The organism is Dictyobacter aurantiacus (assembly GCF_003967515.1).
GTDB lineage: Bacteria > Chloroflexota > Ktedonobacteria > Ktedonobacterales > Ktedonobacteraceae > Dictyobacter > Dictyobacter aurantiacus.
In genome coordinates, this window is sequence record NZ_BIFQ01000001.1 from 5,864,952 (window position 1) to 5,880,486 (window position 15,535).

At 56.6% G+C, this 15,535-nt stretch carries 10 protein-coding genes; 6 read left to right on the forward strand and 4 right to left on the reverse strand.

All coding sequences use genetic code 11. The features are described 5' to 3' along the window. The first annotated feature begins 11 nt into the window (after positions 1-11). A complete protein-coding gene (locus tag KTT_RS23660; RefSeq protein WP_235845854.1) occupies positions 12-5,603 on the forward strand; it encodes a type I polyketide synthase in 5,592 nt (1,863 codons plus the stop codon). A gap of 33 nt (positions 5,604-5,636) precedes the next feature. Beyond that, entirely contained in the window at positions 5,637-6,428 is a 792-nt protein-coding gene (locus KTT_RS23665; protein ID WP_218030973.1) for a thioesterase II family protein, read from the forward strand. On the opposite strand, the gene KTT_RS23670 is transcribed toward KTT_RS23665, so the two are convergent. Next, on the reverse strand, positions 6,425-8,677 hold the full coding sequence (locus KTT_RS23670; protein WP_126598878.1) for a DUF7779 domain-containing protein: 2,253 nt from the start codon (positions 8,675-8,677) through the stop codon (positions 6,425-6,427). The two genes, KTT_RS23665 and KTT_RS23670, sit on opposite strands and share 4 nt — an antisense overlap. Positions 8,678-8,934: 257 nt before the next feature. On the opposite strand from KTT_RS23670, the gene KTT_RS23675 reads away from it, so the two are divergent. The 3 genes from KTT_RS23675 to KTT_RS23685 all read left to right on the forward strand — a co-directional run bounded on the left by KTT_RS23675 (position 8,935) and on the right by KTT_RS23685 (position 10,726). Beyond that, on the forward strand, positions 8,935-9,180 hold the full coding sequence (locus tag KTT_RS23675; protein WP_126598880.1) for a hypothetical protein: 246 nt from the start codon (positions 8,935-8,937) through the stop codon (positions 9,178-9,180). 85 nt (positions 9,181-9,265) lie between these two features. Next, the gene (locus KTT_RS23680; protein WP_126598882.1) at positions 9,266-10,417 is read left to right on the forward strand and encodes a leucine-rich repeat domain-containing protein; all 1,152 of its coding nucleotides are present in this window, start codon (positions 9,266-9,268) and stop codon (positions 10,415-10,417) included. A gap of 45 nt (positions 10,418-10,462) precedes the next feature. Next, complete coding sequence (locus tag KTT_RS23685; RefSeq protein ID WP_268904538.1) at positions 10,463-10,726, forward strand: sensor histidine kinase; 264 nt, start codon at positions 10,463-10,465, stop codon at positions 10,724-10,726. A gap of 90 nt (positions 10,727-10,816) precedes the next feature. On the opposite strand, the gene KTT_RS23690 is transcribed toward KTT_RS23685, so the two are convergent. Further along, positions 10,817-11,893, reverse strand: coding sequence for a Gfo/Idh/MocA family protein (locus tag KTT_RS23690; protein ID WP_126598885.1), 1,077 nt, complete (start codon positions 11,891-11,893; stop codon positions 10,817-10,819). 269 nt (positions 11,894-12,162) lie between these two features. Beyond that, positions 12,163-13,392, reverse strand: coding sequence for a cytochrome P450 family protein (locus KTT_RS23695; RefSeq protein WP_126598887.1), 1,230 nt, complete (start codon positions 13,390-13,392; stop codon positions 12,163-12,165). Between the two features lie 209 nt (positions 13,393-13,601). On the opposite strand from KTT_RS23695, the gene KTT_RS23700 reads away from it, so the two are divergent. After that, positions 13,602-14,264, forward strand: coding sequence for a TetR/AcrR family transcriptional regulator (locus KTT_RS23700; protein ID WP_126598889.1), 663 nt, complete (start codon positions 13,602-13,604; stop codon positions 14,262-14,264). Positions 14,265-14,352: 88 nt separating this feature from the next. Here KTT_RS23700 and KTT_RS23705 read toward each other — a convergent pair whose 3' ends face one another. Further along, positions 14,353-15,144: a PhzF family phenazine biosynthesis protein gene (locus KTT_RS23705; protein ID WP_126598891.1), complete on the reverse strand. Its 792-nt coding sequence runs from the start codon at positions 15,142-15,144 to the stop codon at positions 14,353-14,355. Positions 15,145-15,535 lie beyond the last annotated feature (391 nt).

Below are 15,535 nucleotides of genomic sequence, written 5' to 3' on the forward strand. Positions count from 1 at the left end.
AAAATAGTTTGATGAACGACCCTCAGCAGCGCCTTGAAAATTTGTCTCCCGAAAGGCGCGCCTTACTTACGATCAAGCGTCTCCAGCTTGAGTTAGAGGCCTTAAAAAAGGAGAGAACAGAGCCGATTGCCATTATCGGCATGAGTTGCCGGTTTCCAGGAGGAGCAAATAGCCCGGAGGCGTTCTGGCAGTTACTGGTTGAAGGGCGTGATGCTATCACAGAGGTCCCGCCAGATAGGTATGATATTAATGAGTTTTACGACCCGGATGTAGATGCGCCGGGGAAGACCGTTTCACGTTGGGGAGGTTTTCTCGACGCGATAGACCAGTTTGATCCGATGTTCTTTGGCATCTCCCCCCGTGAGGCGACCTACCTCGATCCGCAGCAGCGGCTATTGTTGGAAGTAACCTGGGAGGCAATGGAGCGTGCCGGATTGCTACCGGAAAAACTGTCTGGTAGCCAGACGGGGGTCTTCATCGGGCTTTTCAACCGTGACTATTTTGACATGCAGCTGGAGCAGATGATTTATGACAACGCCAGCAGCGCTAATCCTTACACCGGTATTGGCAATGGTCCCAGTTTTGCCGCCGGCAGAATCTCCTATTTACTTGGCTTACAGGGACCGAGCATGGTAATTGATACCGTCTGCTCATCCTCTCTCGTCGCGATCCATCAGGCATGTCAAAGTCTGCGCAACAATGAATGTACCACAGCTTTTGCCGGAGCGACAAACCTCATCTTTTATCCCCTATCTACCATCGTCACGTCAAAAATGCGAGCACTATCCCCACAGGGACGTTCTAAGACGTTTGATGCCAGCGCGGATGGATTCGTGCGTGGGGAAGGCTGCGGTGTGGTCATACTCAAGCGGCTATCTCAGGCCCTCTCTGATGGAGATCCAATTCTCGCCCTGATTCGAGGATCAGCGGTCAATCAGGATGGCCGTTCCAGCGGACTTACCGCTCCTAATGGACTGGCTCAGCAGGCGGTTATGCGCGAGGCACTACGCAATGCGGGATTGTCTCCCGAACACATTTCGTATGTCGAGACACATGGAACGGGAACAGTGCTTGGGGATCCAATTGAGTTCGATGCCTTAAGAGCAGTGATAGGAGACCGGCCACGACCAGATGGATCACAGTGTATGCTGGGCTCAGTAAAAACAAATATCGGGCATCTTGAGTCATGTGCGGGGATGGCCGGGCTGATCAAGACCGTGCTCTGTATGCAGCACGGCATGATTCCACCGGTGCTTCATCTAAAAAATCTCAATCCACACATCTCGCTTGAGAATACGCCATTTGTGATTCCTACCAGCCTGCAGACATGGCCAGAAGGGGTTGAACGGAAGTATGCCGGGGTCAGTGGCGCGGGTTTGAGCGGAACCAATGCTCACGTAGTGCTGGAGGAGGCGCCCGAACCCGCCAGCATGCATAGTGGCGTGGCACGGACGGAGATGAAGCATATTCCTTTTCTCTTGCCTCTCTCAGCACGTGACCCCGAGGCGTTACGGCAACTCGCACATCTCTACCAGCGCGAACTCAGTACGTCTGGAAGCGCGATTGGCAGTGCCTCGCTGCAGGATATATGCTATACCGCCAGCATGCGGCGCACGCACCATCCTTATCGCATGGCAGTGGTAGGTCAGAGCCACGAAGAACTTGCTTTTCAACTAGAAGAGTTTGCCGAGGGGAGGCTGGTCTCTGAAACGGCGGGTGAGACGAAGCAGGACCCCGTCTTTGTCTTCGCGGGACAGGGGACACAATGGCCGCGTATGGGCTGGCGGTTGTTTGAGCAAGAGCCGGTTTTCCGGGCGGTGATTGAAGAATGCAACGCTCTGCTCGAAAAGCATGTGCAATGGTCACTGTTGGAAGCATTGCAGGCTGATGAGCGGCATTCTCGCTTGAATGAGACTGAAGTCGCGCAGGTGGCTTTATTTGCCACACAGGTGGCGCTTGCGGCCCTGTGGCGATCGTGGGGCATTGTGCCGGGAGCGGTCGTTGGGCACAGCGTTGGCGAAATAGCCGCCGCCCATGTCGCAGGGGTGCTCAGCCTGGATGATGCAGTGCAGGTCGTGGTCCAGCGGGGACGATTGATGCAGCAAGCGCATGGCCTGGGGAAGATGGCTGCCGTCAGAATTTCAGAGGCAGAGGCAAAGCGCTTACTGGTAGATTACCCCACCCGTCTATCTATTGCCGCCGTAAATAGCCAGATGGGTGTTGTGCTTTCAGGAGAGGCGCAGGCGCTGGAGGAAGTGTTGCGCTCAATAGAGCTTGAAGGCGGTTCATTCCGCAGATTGCAGGTAGATTATGCCTTCCATAGTCCACAGATGGAGAGGTTCCGCGCGCCATTAGTGACGCAACTGCAGCGGCTGAAGCCAGGCAGAGCCTCTATTCCGCTTGTTTCGACGGTGACCGGACAGCAAAGCTCAGGTGAAGAATATGACGCGGATTATTGGGGCCGCAACATGTGCCAGGAAGTGCGTTTTGGTCCCGCGCTAGAGGAACTGATCAGGATGGGATATCAGACATTCCTGGAGATAAGCCCGCAGCCCGCGCTGATGCAACCAATCAAACAGACGCTAGAACAGCATGGAAAATCTGGACTTGTGCTGCCCTCACTGAGGCAAGGGTTGGCTGAGCGCCTGGTAATGCTCACATCCCTGGGAGCGCTCTATGCGCAGGGGTACGCGGTGCATTGGGACCAGTTGTACTCGACAGCGGCGGGGCCGTATACGGTCGTAGCATTGCCGACCTATCAATGGCAACGCAAACGCTACTGGTTCACAGAGAAGAAACCCGGTTTCCGCCGCTATATGGGGTCTTATGGCAAGCTCGTACGACATCCCCTGCTTGGGCAACGCCTGCGTTCCGCTGCCAAAGAGATCGTGTTCGAAAAAACGCTTGACACGCACACAATTTCCTGGCTCAACGATCACCAGGTCTATGGTACAGTCGTGCTTCCAGCTTCAGCGTATGTCGAAATGATGCTGGCAAGTGCGAGGGAAACACTGAAAGAAGCTATTGTGCAACTGGATGAACTCTTCATCCACCAGGCTCTCGTACTTTCTCCTGATAGCAGCCGCCTGGTGCAGTTGATTGTGAATCCTTCCACGGACAAAACACACGCAGCCGTACAGGTCTTCAGTCGTCCAGAAGATGGAGAGGATGACGAAGATACCTGGATACTGCATGCAGATGGAAACGTACGAGTTGAACGCAGCCGGAGCTCTTCAGTGGCAGAACCGCTGCAACTTGCTGAGATCCAGTCGCGCTGCGCTGAAACTGTGGAGGGTACGCGGCACTACCAGCAAATGCGCGATATCGGCCTGCAGTATGGCGTGGGTTTTCAAGGCGTAGGCCTGACCTGGCGACGCGATGGGGAAGCCTTAGCCTCGGTTGTTCTGCCATGGCAGTTGAACGAAGAAGCAGAACACTATTACATGCATCCAGCCCTGCTCGATGCCTGTTTCCAGGTGGTCGAAGCAAGTCTGGTAAAGGGGCCCGCTGAAAGCCCTGCGAACGTCTATCTCCCTATAAGTATGGATCGAATTCGTTTTTATGCTCGACCCGGGAAGAACGTATGGTGCCACGTGCAGGCGCATCCTGAGAGCGCGGAAACAGAGACCATGCGGGTCGTGGATGTAGAGATCCTGGACGAAAACGGGCAAGTAATAGCTGAGGTAAATGGGCTGCATTTACGGCGCGCTCCTCGTGAAGCGCTTATCCCGCGGCCTCGCCAGCAGGTACGAGACTGGTTCTATGAGATGGGCTGGGAGCGGCAGGCGAGGGAAGCAACGCCAGTTGATCTGGCCTCTTCCTCTGTGAAAGATGGGAACTGGCTGATTTTGTGCGATAGGAGAGGGACAGGTACCAGGCTGGCTCAACGGCTGCGAGAAAAGGGAGAGCAGTGTGTGCTGGTCTTCGCGGGTCAGGATGATGAGATAGAGGAATCTGGATGCCATTGTATTGATCCGACTAATGCGGCTGAGCTCCACAGGTTGTTGGTTGAGCATTTCTCGGATGGACGCTCCTGCAGAGGGATTATTCATCTGTGGGGTCTGGATGCCGTAGAGACAGAGCAGGCGACAGTTGCCAGCCTGGAGGCGAGCCAGAGCATGATCTGTGGTAGCGTGCTACATATAATTCAGGCGGTTGTAGATGAAAAGTGGTCGTACTCTCCACAACTATGGATCATTACGCGAGGCAGCCAGGCGGTAATTGAAGGGGAGAACGATCTGTCCGTCGCACAGGCGCCCGTGTGGGGCCTGGGTCGTGTAGTTGCTATGGAGCAGCCAGACTTTCAGTGCAAGCGCATAGATCTTGATCGCGCCGCCGATGTCGTTGAGGAAACAGAAGAGCTGCTACAAGAGATTCAGCAAGCTGATAGAGAAGACCAGGTTGCTTTCCGTTCTCATGAGCGCTATGTGGCCAGATTGTCGAGGAGCGCTCGTCAGTTGAGCAGACAGCAGCAAAGTTTTCCCCACACGTTCCGTGCCGATAGTACATACCTTATTACTGGTGGCCTGGGAGGTCTGGGACTTGCTACGGCTCGTTGGATGGTTGAGCATCGTGGAGTGAAACACCTGGTACTGGTGGGCCGCAGTGGTGCCTCGGATGCTGTACGCGTAGCGGTTGACGAACTTGAGCGGTCGGCAGCGCAGGTGTTGGTGATGCGTGCTGATATCGCGCAGGAGGACCAGGTTGCACAACTGCTAGCAACCGTGCAGAGCACCATGCCTCCCCTGCGTGGTATTATCCATGCCGCCGGCGTGCTGGATGATGGTGTGCTCTTGCAGCAGAATTGGGAACGTTTTAGCCGCGTAATGGCCCCCAAGGTAAAGGGAACCTGGAACCTGCATACGCTCACCCGCGATCTGCCCCTGGATTTCTTTGTCTTGTTCTCATCAGGCGCATCGCTGATGGGATCGGCGGGACAGGGAAATTACGCGGCGGCCAATGCCTTCATGGACGCGCTCGCGCACTATCGGTGTTCGCGAGGGTTACCGGCAACCAGTATCAACTGGGGGGCGTGGGCCGATACCGGTATGGTAACAACTTCAGCTGGCATAGAACGGCGGCTAGCGAAAGATGGCATGCAAGCGATTGATCAGGCGCAAGGATTGACGGTACTGGACCAGCTGCTTCAACAGGGGCCGGTGCAGATAGGCGTCCTGCCGATTGACTGGGAAACATTGGCGAAACACGTTGCGGGCGGTGAAAGGCCACCTTTCCTGAAGAAGTTATTGGACGAGGTGCAATTGCGTGTAGCAGACAGCAGAACCTCCTCGCTACAGGGTCAGCGGGATGATCTGCTGCGAAAGCTGGAGGCGGTCCCAGAAAGTGAAAAGCTAGATGTTTTGCAGCAGTACGTGTATTGGCAGGTCAGGCAGGTGCTGGGACTTGATCCAGGTTTCAAGCTTGAGCCTGCACAGAATTTATTCGAGATCGGTATGGACTCTTTAATGGCGGTAGAACTGCGCAATCGCTTCCACTCGATGCTAGAAAAGGCCATTCCGGCGAATTTAGTTTTTGATCATCCAGGTGTAGGAGCGATTACCGCCTACCTCGCTCCTCTGGTGCTCGCATTAGCGGAGTCATGAGGATGGTCGTTGTCTTTATTAGGAGCACTCGCGATGGTAGATCAGGACATGATAGTGCCGCCAACAGCTAGTACATGGTTTTTTCAACCGAAGGTGCAACCGCGACCACGTTTGCGCCTGTTTTGTTTTCCATATGCAGGGGGTGGGGCATCGACGTTCTTAAGCTGGTCAAATTATCTACCAGCGGATGTGGAGGTCTGGCCGGTACAGCTTCCAGGCCGACAGAACCGATTGGCGGAACCTGCATTTACACAAATTCCTGCTCTGGTACACGCACTCACACCAGCGCTGCAAGAATGCCTGGATATTCCCTTTGCTTTTTTCGGCCATTGTATGGGAGCGCATCTTGCTTTTGAGGTTGCTCGTCAACTACGCGATCAGGGTGCGCCACAGCCCAGGCATCTATTTGTTGCCGCACGTCGGGCACCTCAACTACCTGATCCCAATCCTCATTGTTATCAATTGAGCGAGCCTCTCTTCTTGAAGGCCGTGAGCAATCTGAATGGTCTGCCCGGGGAATTTATAGCAAACAAAGAGCTCGTTCGCCTGATGCTCCCTACGTTGCGAGCGGATTTTGAGGCGACGGAAACATATACTTATACAGATAGGGAACCGCTAGATTGTGCGATTAGCGCCTTTGGAGGGAGCGAAGATGATTCGGTGACGTCCGATGAGTTAGCAGCCTGGCATCATCAAACAACCGGTCCATTTCGCTTCCATCTCTTTTCGGGGGGACATTTTTTCATCAATAGCCATCAAGTTCCTCTTTTAAAGCTCATTTCTCGTGAAATAGAGCAGATTATCGAGCACAGTCAGCGGCGCTAAACATTCTTTTCTTCGGTGGGGATGGGCCCGTTGAAGGAGAAGACGGCCAGGGCGTCGAGGACGAAGGAGCCGTTGATGACGACGACCTTGAGGGTATGGGGGCCGGATGGCAGGTTGGTGTGGCTAAAGACGATGGTCTGGGTGTATTTTTCGACCGAGAAGCGGGCGGTGTTAGTGGTGTGGATGCAGGAGTCGTCGATAGAGATCTTGATCTCACCGGTATGGATCGTGGTATCGGAGATAATCTCGATGCCCACGCCAGTAAACTGGCACTGGAACGAGGCGCCGGGTGTCTCGGTGAAGTGGGCATCGTTGTTGAAGTCACCGGCGTGCTGGCGCGTGCTCCAATGTCCCTCTTCATGGTAGATAATGCGGGGGTCGTTGTCGTTGATGACATCGCGCGTCAGGGCGTGATCCGCGTCATAGGGGCCGATGCGCTGCCACCACTGGTCTGCTTCATGCGCGCGCCCGGTTTTCCGCAATAGATGGGCGTAGCGTTTGAGCAGCGAGACATCGACGCCGGTCGCCCCGCCGATCTTCTCCTGCAGGCTGATCGACTGGCGATAGAGCTGTTCGGCGCGCTCAAGCCGCAGCTGATCCTCATAGACCTGGGCCAGGTTCCCCAGGTCCCTGGCGACAGAGATATGATCGTCGCCATAGAGCTGGCGATCGATGTCGAGGGCGCGCTGGTACAGCTGTTGCGCCAGCCGATACTGGGTGCGCTCCCTCAGATAGTGGCCGGCCTTGCTCATGAGCTGCGAGACCTCGCTGCTGGCCAGCTGGTAGCGATCGATGAGTCTAAGGCAGACCTCAACCTGCGCGTAGTAACGCTGGCAGCGCGACCAGGTCTCATGCCAGCGGGCGACGGTCACCAGGGGGAAGGCATGGTTCACCGCCTGGACCGTGCGCTGCGCATAGGCGCGTCGCGTCTCCTCATCCATCGAATCCTGGATCACGGCCTGCACCAGGCGGTGGATCGAGAGGGCGCCGCTATCGGGCTGCGTGCGGATCAGAGAATACCTGCGCAGCTCGCCGATGGCGCGATGCAGCAGCAGAGGATTCTCCTCCAGCGCGACCAGTTCCGGATTGAAGTGCGCGATGCCCTGCTGCACAAATTCCTCGTAGATACGATCGGGACTGAGGAAGGCGCACAGATAGAGGATCTGCGAAGAGGCCGGCTGCGCCTGCTGGATGCGCTCGAACGAGAGCTTCCAGGTGGTCGCCACCGAGAATTGATAATGGCTGGCCACCGAATCATGCTCGCGCAGCACCTCGGCCCGGTGTTCACGAAACAGCTTCAGGTAGCTGGCCAGCCCACAGCCCGTCTCCTCAAGGTAGGACGCGGCCTGGGTGAGGGCCAGCGGCAGGTACGCCAGTTCCCTGGCGACCTCATAGGCCAGCGTCAGCATCGCATCGGGGATACGCGCCAGAGCGGTCGTCGGCGCGATCATCTGCGCGCGCCTCAACAGGAGCTGGACGCTCTCATCGGGCGACATCTCAAGCAGCTCAAATGATTGTCCCAGCGGACCAATCACCTGGTGGCGCGTCGTAATCAGGGTATAGCTATTGTCCGGGGGAAGCAGGAAAGAGTGCAGGTCGGCGGGATTATCGACATTATCCAGGATCAGCAGGCAGCGTGGATGCTCTTTGAACCACTGGTGGAGCGCCTGTACCGTGTCCTGGTGATCCCTGGCACCGTACTCGGGCAGATCCAGGTGCGCGGCCAGCTCCACACAGCTCTGCAGCAGCGCCTCGGGCGAATCGCCATTCAACCACAGCACCGCCTGGTAATGCTGGCGATAGCGATAGGCATACTCAATGGCGATCTGTGTCTTGCCGATACCGCCCAGACCGGTAATGGCCAGCAGGCGCGATCCCGGCCCACCCGTCTGCAGGCGCTCATGCACCTCCTGCAACAAGGCGTCGCGACCGGTAAAGAAGGCATTGCGCGGATAGGGCACAAACCAGGAGGCGACCTCGCGCCTGGCGGCGGGACCATGCAGCAGTTGGAGCAGGCCCTCCAGCTCTGGCTGCCCGATCAGCAGGATCTCCGCGTAGCGCCGTAGCAGATCCTCGGTAACGCGGATATTGCCATTCTCGATGCCCGACAGGTAGCCCTTGGAATACCCCAGGCGAGTGGCCATCTCGGTCAGCGAAACGCCCTTCTGCTGACGAGCCAGGCGCAGGCGCATCGAGAGCGGTAGCTCCTCCACATGTATATCCGCGATTTGTTTATCCTTACGCCCCATGGTTGTTCCCGTCTAAGTGCTCTACGTTCAATGATTGTGAACAATGTATAGTATAGGTGATCATGCTGCAGAATACAATAAATCCGCACGGAAAATTGTGAAAAAATACCGTAGATAGCGTCTTGTATTTTATAGAGGGTAATGTATAATTTGTAATGGTCGTTCATTGTTTACTAAACAATGAATCACTCTTAAACAAACCTGCTTTGAGCCAATCCCAATAACGCCGCCGGCAGCCTTAAAGGTGCCTCCGAGAGGTGATGATGAACTACCTGATTTTATATATGCTGCTCTTCTGCATGTGCCTGTTGGTGAGCATGATGGTCCTGCTTAGAATGTTCTCGCATCGCTACACGCTGCAGGATCAATATATTCGCTACAAGAGTAGATTAGATTATCTAAATAAGCTATCGATTGTGGTGCTCATCATCACTGGCGTCACCTTCTTGATGATGTATCTGATCCTCAAGCAGCAATTGTTCGCGCACATCAGATTGTTTTGACGTGATCTTGTCTATATAGCGTTGGGGATTGTCGGGACAGGGCGCACGATAAGAAATATCGGGCTTAACGGGAGAAAGTGGACATATGGATAGACACGATCTGGCGGTTATCAGGCAGATTGAGGAGGGAGTGGTTGGTGAACGATGCGAAATCGAGATTGCCGGCGATCGCGTCGTTGGCCTGGCCGTTCGCTATGGGGAGTTGGAGGTGTTGCCGGAGAGCCTGGGCGAGCTGGCTGAGCTACGCCACCTGGATGTGCGCGGCAACCGGCTGGAGGTGCTCCCGAACTCGCTGGGACGGCTGCGCCACTTGCGCACCCTGATCGTTGATCGCAACCGCTTGACCGCGTTTCCTGAGAGCCTGGGTGAGCTGGAGCGATTGGAGGTGCTACACGCGGACGGCAACCGTCTGCGTGAATTTCCACGTCAGCTCTGCAGCCTGCCAGATCTGGAATCGCTGCAGCTCTATGGCAATCAGATCTCCGTGTTGCCGCAGGAGATCAGCTGGATGACGCGGCTCACGAATCTCAGTGTGGGCAAGAATAGGCTGAGCGAGCTGCCCGAGGCGCTGTGGCGACTGGAACGGCTGCAGGTGCTCAACGTCGCCGAAAATCAGCTCTCTGAGGTCTCGGAACAGATCGGCCAGCTCGGCCAACTGCACACCCTCGACCTGGGTCACAACGCGCTGAACGAACTGCCCGAGGCCCTGGGCCAGCTCACAAAGCTCGAACACTATCTCTACCTCAGCAACAACCGGCTGACGACGGTGCGTCCCTCCCTTTTCGAGCGCCTGGACAGGCTTGGCTATCTCAATCTGACCGACAATCAACTGCGGGAACTGCCCGACAGCATCGGACAGCTGAGCGGCCTGCGCGAGCTGCGCATCTACAACAACCGCCTGAAGTACCTTCCCACATCCCTTGGAAAGCTGGAACAGCTTCAGGAGCTGCACGCCATGAACAACCAGCTGGTCGCCTTACCGGGCTCCCTGGCGGGACTGAAGCGCCTGCGCATTTTAGACCTCAGAAATAATCAGCTGATGGCGCTACCAGCCGCGATCGGCCAGCTAGAGAGCCTGGTCCAACTGGACCTGCGCGCCAACCGGCTGGTCGCTCTGCCGGAGCAGATCGCCGAGCTACCTCATCTCGAAAAATTAGATCTGCGCTGGCTCAAGCTGGCAACTGAGCCAGGCTGGCTTGAGCGCCTGCGGCAGCAAGGGTGCCAGGTACTGAGATAGGCAAAGTGCGAACTATGCTGAAAGACGGCTCTGTATCACACCCCCATCAGGGTTAATGTGGATGTACAACAACGCGATAGCGACTCATGGATGTTATGTTCGGTTCACAACCAGGGAACACCGATCCCGGCTGATCTGATCGCGCACCTCTTCCAACCCTTCGTCTCCGGGCGCCGTTCTCAAGGACTGGGCATCGGGCTCTACCTGGCCAGAAGTATTGTGGAGGCACACAATGGCGAACTAACGGTCTCATCGGAGGGGAGCACTGGAACGAAGTTCACCCTGGCTATACCGATGCACAATGAATGAGGCGCCGGGCCGTTTTGACGAATGTTTGTCTGAAGGTGGGGAATGCGCCCACGAGGGGCGCATTGCATTAACGCGTACAAAGGAAAATGGTCAGGCGGTCGGCTCAGGATGGATCTCGCCGCTCTCGATCAGGGCATACATCGGATGGTCCGAGATGGTGAGTGGGAGATCGACGCGGCCGCGACGGCGGCTGCTTTCATAGATGCCAAAGATGATCTCGGTAGCGTTCAGCGCGTTGCGCGCGCACAGCTCCGACGTCTGATCGTTAACGATGGCCTCCACGATATTGGCGATGGCGCGCTCCACATAATGGGGACCGTGCAGGTTATCTTCCCCGGTATCGATATACTCCCAATCGTGGCGACCCTGGCTCGTCACGCGCAGGTGGCGATTGTCCGGCCAGTTGCCGATCTCGATGCTGCCGCTGCTGCCGAGCAGGCGAATATCGGCGCCGATCAACTCCGTACCCGGACCCGTACTGATCAGACCGAAGACGCCATTGCGGTAGCGCCAGGTGGCGATGGCCTGGTTCTCGACGTGGGCCCCGAAGACGCGCGACTCCTTGCGATAGTCGATCTGGCCGATCACCCATTCGGCAGCCTGCTCGCCGCAATAGAGTCCGGCCATATCCAGGTAATGCGTTCCCCAATCATAGATATTGCCGCACGCAATCTCAATGCGCCGCAGCTCACCGATCGAGCCCCCCTGCAAGAGATCATGAGCCTTACGGAACGGCTGGCCAAAGCGACGCTGATGATTAAAGGTCAGGCGCACCCCGTGACGCGAACACTCCTGTTCCATCAGGCGAGCCATGCCCCAGTTATCGCTCATTGGCTTCTCGCAATGGATCGCCTTCACACCGGCCAGCGCGCAATCCAGCACCATCTGAGCATGCAGGTGTGGCCACGTACAGATGCTCACCACATCCGGCTTCGCCTCCGCCAGCATCTTCTTATAGTCTGTGTAGATGCCTTCTTCAGGAATGCCATTGGTGTTCGCGAAGGCGGACGCGTAATCATAGACCAGGTCGGCGCAGGCGACCAGCTCGCACTGTTCTGGCAGGGCCCGGTAGCCGTCGGCATGTTCATAGGCCATGGCATAGCCAAAGGCATCCCGGCGCTCTTTGCGCCTGCCGGTACCGATAAAGCCAACACGTAAACGAGTCATAGTTTCTCTTCCTTCATCCTTGATCTACAGTACAAAACGATATAGGGAGAATCTTACTCTTACAGTGTAATAGTAACATAATTTTATTGAAGGGAGGCGTAGATGTGTCTGACTCCTGTCATTGTGAGGGTACGTGAGCGCCCTCGCACTCGCGTCCGCTGCGCGGCCGCATTGTTATTGAATGTTGGTGCGAGGGGCGCGCATCCGCGCGCCCCTCGCACCAACATTCAATAATAGATTCGTGAGACTGGATAATTATTTCCCATTTGTTAGAAGGTTACGGGGAGGCTGGTGAGGCCGCGCAGGATGGGGGTGCGGTTCCAGTGGAGCTGCTGGGGGTCGCCGGCCAGGTGGAGGTTGGGGAGGCGGCGCAGCAGGGTGGAGAAGGCGACCTGACCCTCCAGGCGTGCCAGTGGGGCACCCAGGCAGACGTGAATCCCTCGGCCAAAGGCGAGGTGTTTGTTGACCTGGCGCGCGACGTCCAGCTCCTGTGGATGGCTGAAGTGCTGGGGATCGATGTTGGCCGCCACCAGCGAGATCATGACCATCTCTCCCTTGTGGATGATCTGGTCGTACATGGGAACGTCTTCGAGGGCCCAGCGCGGCGTGGTCAGGGTCACGGGGGTCGTGTAGCGCAGCAGCTCCTCGACCGCTGTGGGGATGAGTGAGGGGTCCTGCTGGAGCAGGCACAACTGCTCGGGATGCTCCAGCAGCGCCAGCGTCCCATTGCCAATCAGGTTAGCGGTCGTCTCATGTCCGGCTACGATCAGCAGGAAGATAGTCGAGAGCAGCTCGGTCTCGCTGAGCGTTTCCCCGTTCTCTTCTACGCGAACCATACCACTGATCAGGTCCTGGTCCGGGTGGGTGCGCTTGCTGGCCACCAGGGTTTTGATATAGGTGATAAACTTCTCCATCGACTCCATGGCCGGCAGGCCCCGGTGGTTGTCCTCCGACATGTTGAGCATGGCCTGCGTCCAGAGGCGGAACTGTGGACGATCCTGTACGGGAATGCCCAGCATCTCGCAGATGACGGTGATGGGGAGCGGGAAGGCGAATTCAGCGATGAGATCCATCTCGCCGCGCTCCTGTACGGTGTCCAGCAGCTCATCGGTAATCTGCTGGATGCGTGGGCGCAGCTGCTCGATCATGCGTGGCGTAAACACCTTCGACACCAGTCCACGCAGCCGTGTGTGGTCAGGTGGGTCTACAGACAGCATATCGCGCCGCCAGGTAATAAAGCGAGTGACTTCCTCTTTCTCGGTATCTGGTAGCTGTTTATTGTACGTCGGCACAATCTTCTGGGCATCCCTGGTAAAGCGCGTGTCCTTCAGGATAGACAGCGCATCGTCGTAGCTGGTCACAATCCAGGCCCCCTGTGTGCCGAGCAGGCTCTCAACGTAGATAAGTGGTGCCTGGGCGCGCAGACGCGCATAGAATGCCTGGGAATCGCGCTTCGTCTCCTGTGCCAGCAGATCATGCATGCTGATATGGGTGGTCATAGCTCTCTTCCTTTCATGTTGTTTGATCGTCGTGGGTTTACTGCAACAATTGATCTCTTTCTTCTGCTGGAGATGATTGACAACCGGGCTTATATAATACATGATAGGTGATATGTGACAATCTGTCTCACTCAAAGTGTAGTCTCTGATGTGGCGGGGTACAAGGGACAATATTGGAACGATGTCAGATATGTGACAGGGGGTGAAAAATGTCTCAGAACTCAGAGGATCTGCGCGTCCGGCGCACCCGTAAACTGCTGCGCGACGCGTTGATCGAGCTGGCTGAGGAGCGTGGTTTCGACTCTTTGACCGTGGGCGAGATCGCCCGGCGCGCCATGGTCAGCCGGGCCGCCTTCTACCGCTATTATCAGGACAAGTATGACCTGGTAGAGAAGATCTTTGAGGATGCCATTGAGACTCTGACTCATGACATTGATCCGCTGCGCCGCGATATTTTTACCAATCTGGATGTGGTGCGACCACCAATGTCATGGGATGACTTCTACCGCATCGCGGTGGATGCGCAAGGACAGATACCGGTACCATGGGTGAAGCTGTTTGAACACTTCGAAGAGTACGAGCGTCTCTACCGCGTCCTGCTGGGCAAGAAGGGGAGTTCGTGGTTTGTCAACAAGATGCGCGAGCATCTGGAAGAGAGAGCTAACGAGCGCCTGGGTGAGTTTATCGGGCGCACTGGCGGGACACAACGCGCGCTGGCGAAGGGACTGGTGCCCAGAATGATCGCCACGCAGGTTGTTGATACCGTCACCTGGTGGCTGGAGCAGGGCAAGCCATACTCCACCAGCCAGATTGCCACCTACTGTTTCCACCTGGTCTACGCCACCCTCAAGGAAGCGAGCAGCTGGAAATAAAATGGGGATCTATATCGTGATGGCACGAGGCCGCTTCGCGGCAAGCGGGGGCAAGCCTCGCACCTACGACAAGGGGTTAGACAAGGGGTTAAAGCAGCTCGCCTCGCGAGATGGTTATGGCCTGTCCACCCAGGCGCACGCGATCGCCGTCGAGCAGCACGCGCACGGTGCCGCCACGCCGTGAGGCCTGGTAGCCCGTGAGCTGTCCCCGACCCAGGCGCTTGCTCCAGAAGGGACTGAGCACGCAATGGGCCGAGCCGGTCACGGGGTCCTCATTAATGCCGACGCTGGGGCAGAAGAAGCGCGAGACAAAATCGTAGTCCTGCTTGCCGGAGGCCGCAGCTGTCACGATCACGCCGCGCGCCGGCAGGGTGGCCAGTCGCGCGAAGTCGGGCTGCAGGCCGCGCACCACCTCTTCAGACTCAAGCTCAACCAGGTAGTCCAGCTGGCTCTTGCCCACGTAGCGCGGTGTGACGCCCAGGCTCGCGGACATGGCCGGTAGCGGCTCCACATCCTGTTCGGGCTTGGCCGGGAAGTTCAACTCAATCCACTCCCCGCGCCTCCGCGCCGTCAAAAAGCCGCCCCGCGAATAGAAGCGACCCTCCGTCTCAGGGGACAGGTAGCCCTGCTCCCACAGCGTATGGGCGCTGGCCAGGGTACCATGGCCGCACAGCTCAAGCTCAACATGGGCCGAAAACCAGCGCAGGCGATAGCCGTCCCCCTCGGGATGCAGAAAGGCGGTGGCCGCCTGATTCATCTCGCTGGCCACCTGCTGCAGCCAGCGATCCTCGCGCGGCTCATCCAGTATGCAAACCACCGCCGCATTGCCAGCGAATGGCGTATGGGTAAAAGCATCAACTTGAAAGAAGCGTAGACTCATCGTATATCCTTCTTTTAAATGTGCCTGAAAGCCAGACGTTTCGCGCCTCCGGCCCCTGACGATACGCGCTTACAGCGCTCAAAAGTTCTTTTCTATAAGATTGCATGGCGTGCTCATCAGCGCACGCCATGCAATCTTATAGAAAAACGGGCGCGACGTGCAGTGGACGCGTGTGTGTGGGCGCTTACGAGCCCCCAGAGTGACAAGAATAAGACACATTCTTATCATTTATTGTAGGATAAATGATTTTTGCCCTCAACAGCCATTTACGCTGCCATGAGAGAGCCAATGTGCATACGAGGGGGTGTTTATTACTAAATTTTCATGTTATATGTTTTGAGATGAACATTCTGTCATTCGTCCTAACTAAAAGTGTAGATATCAGGGAATT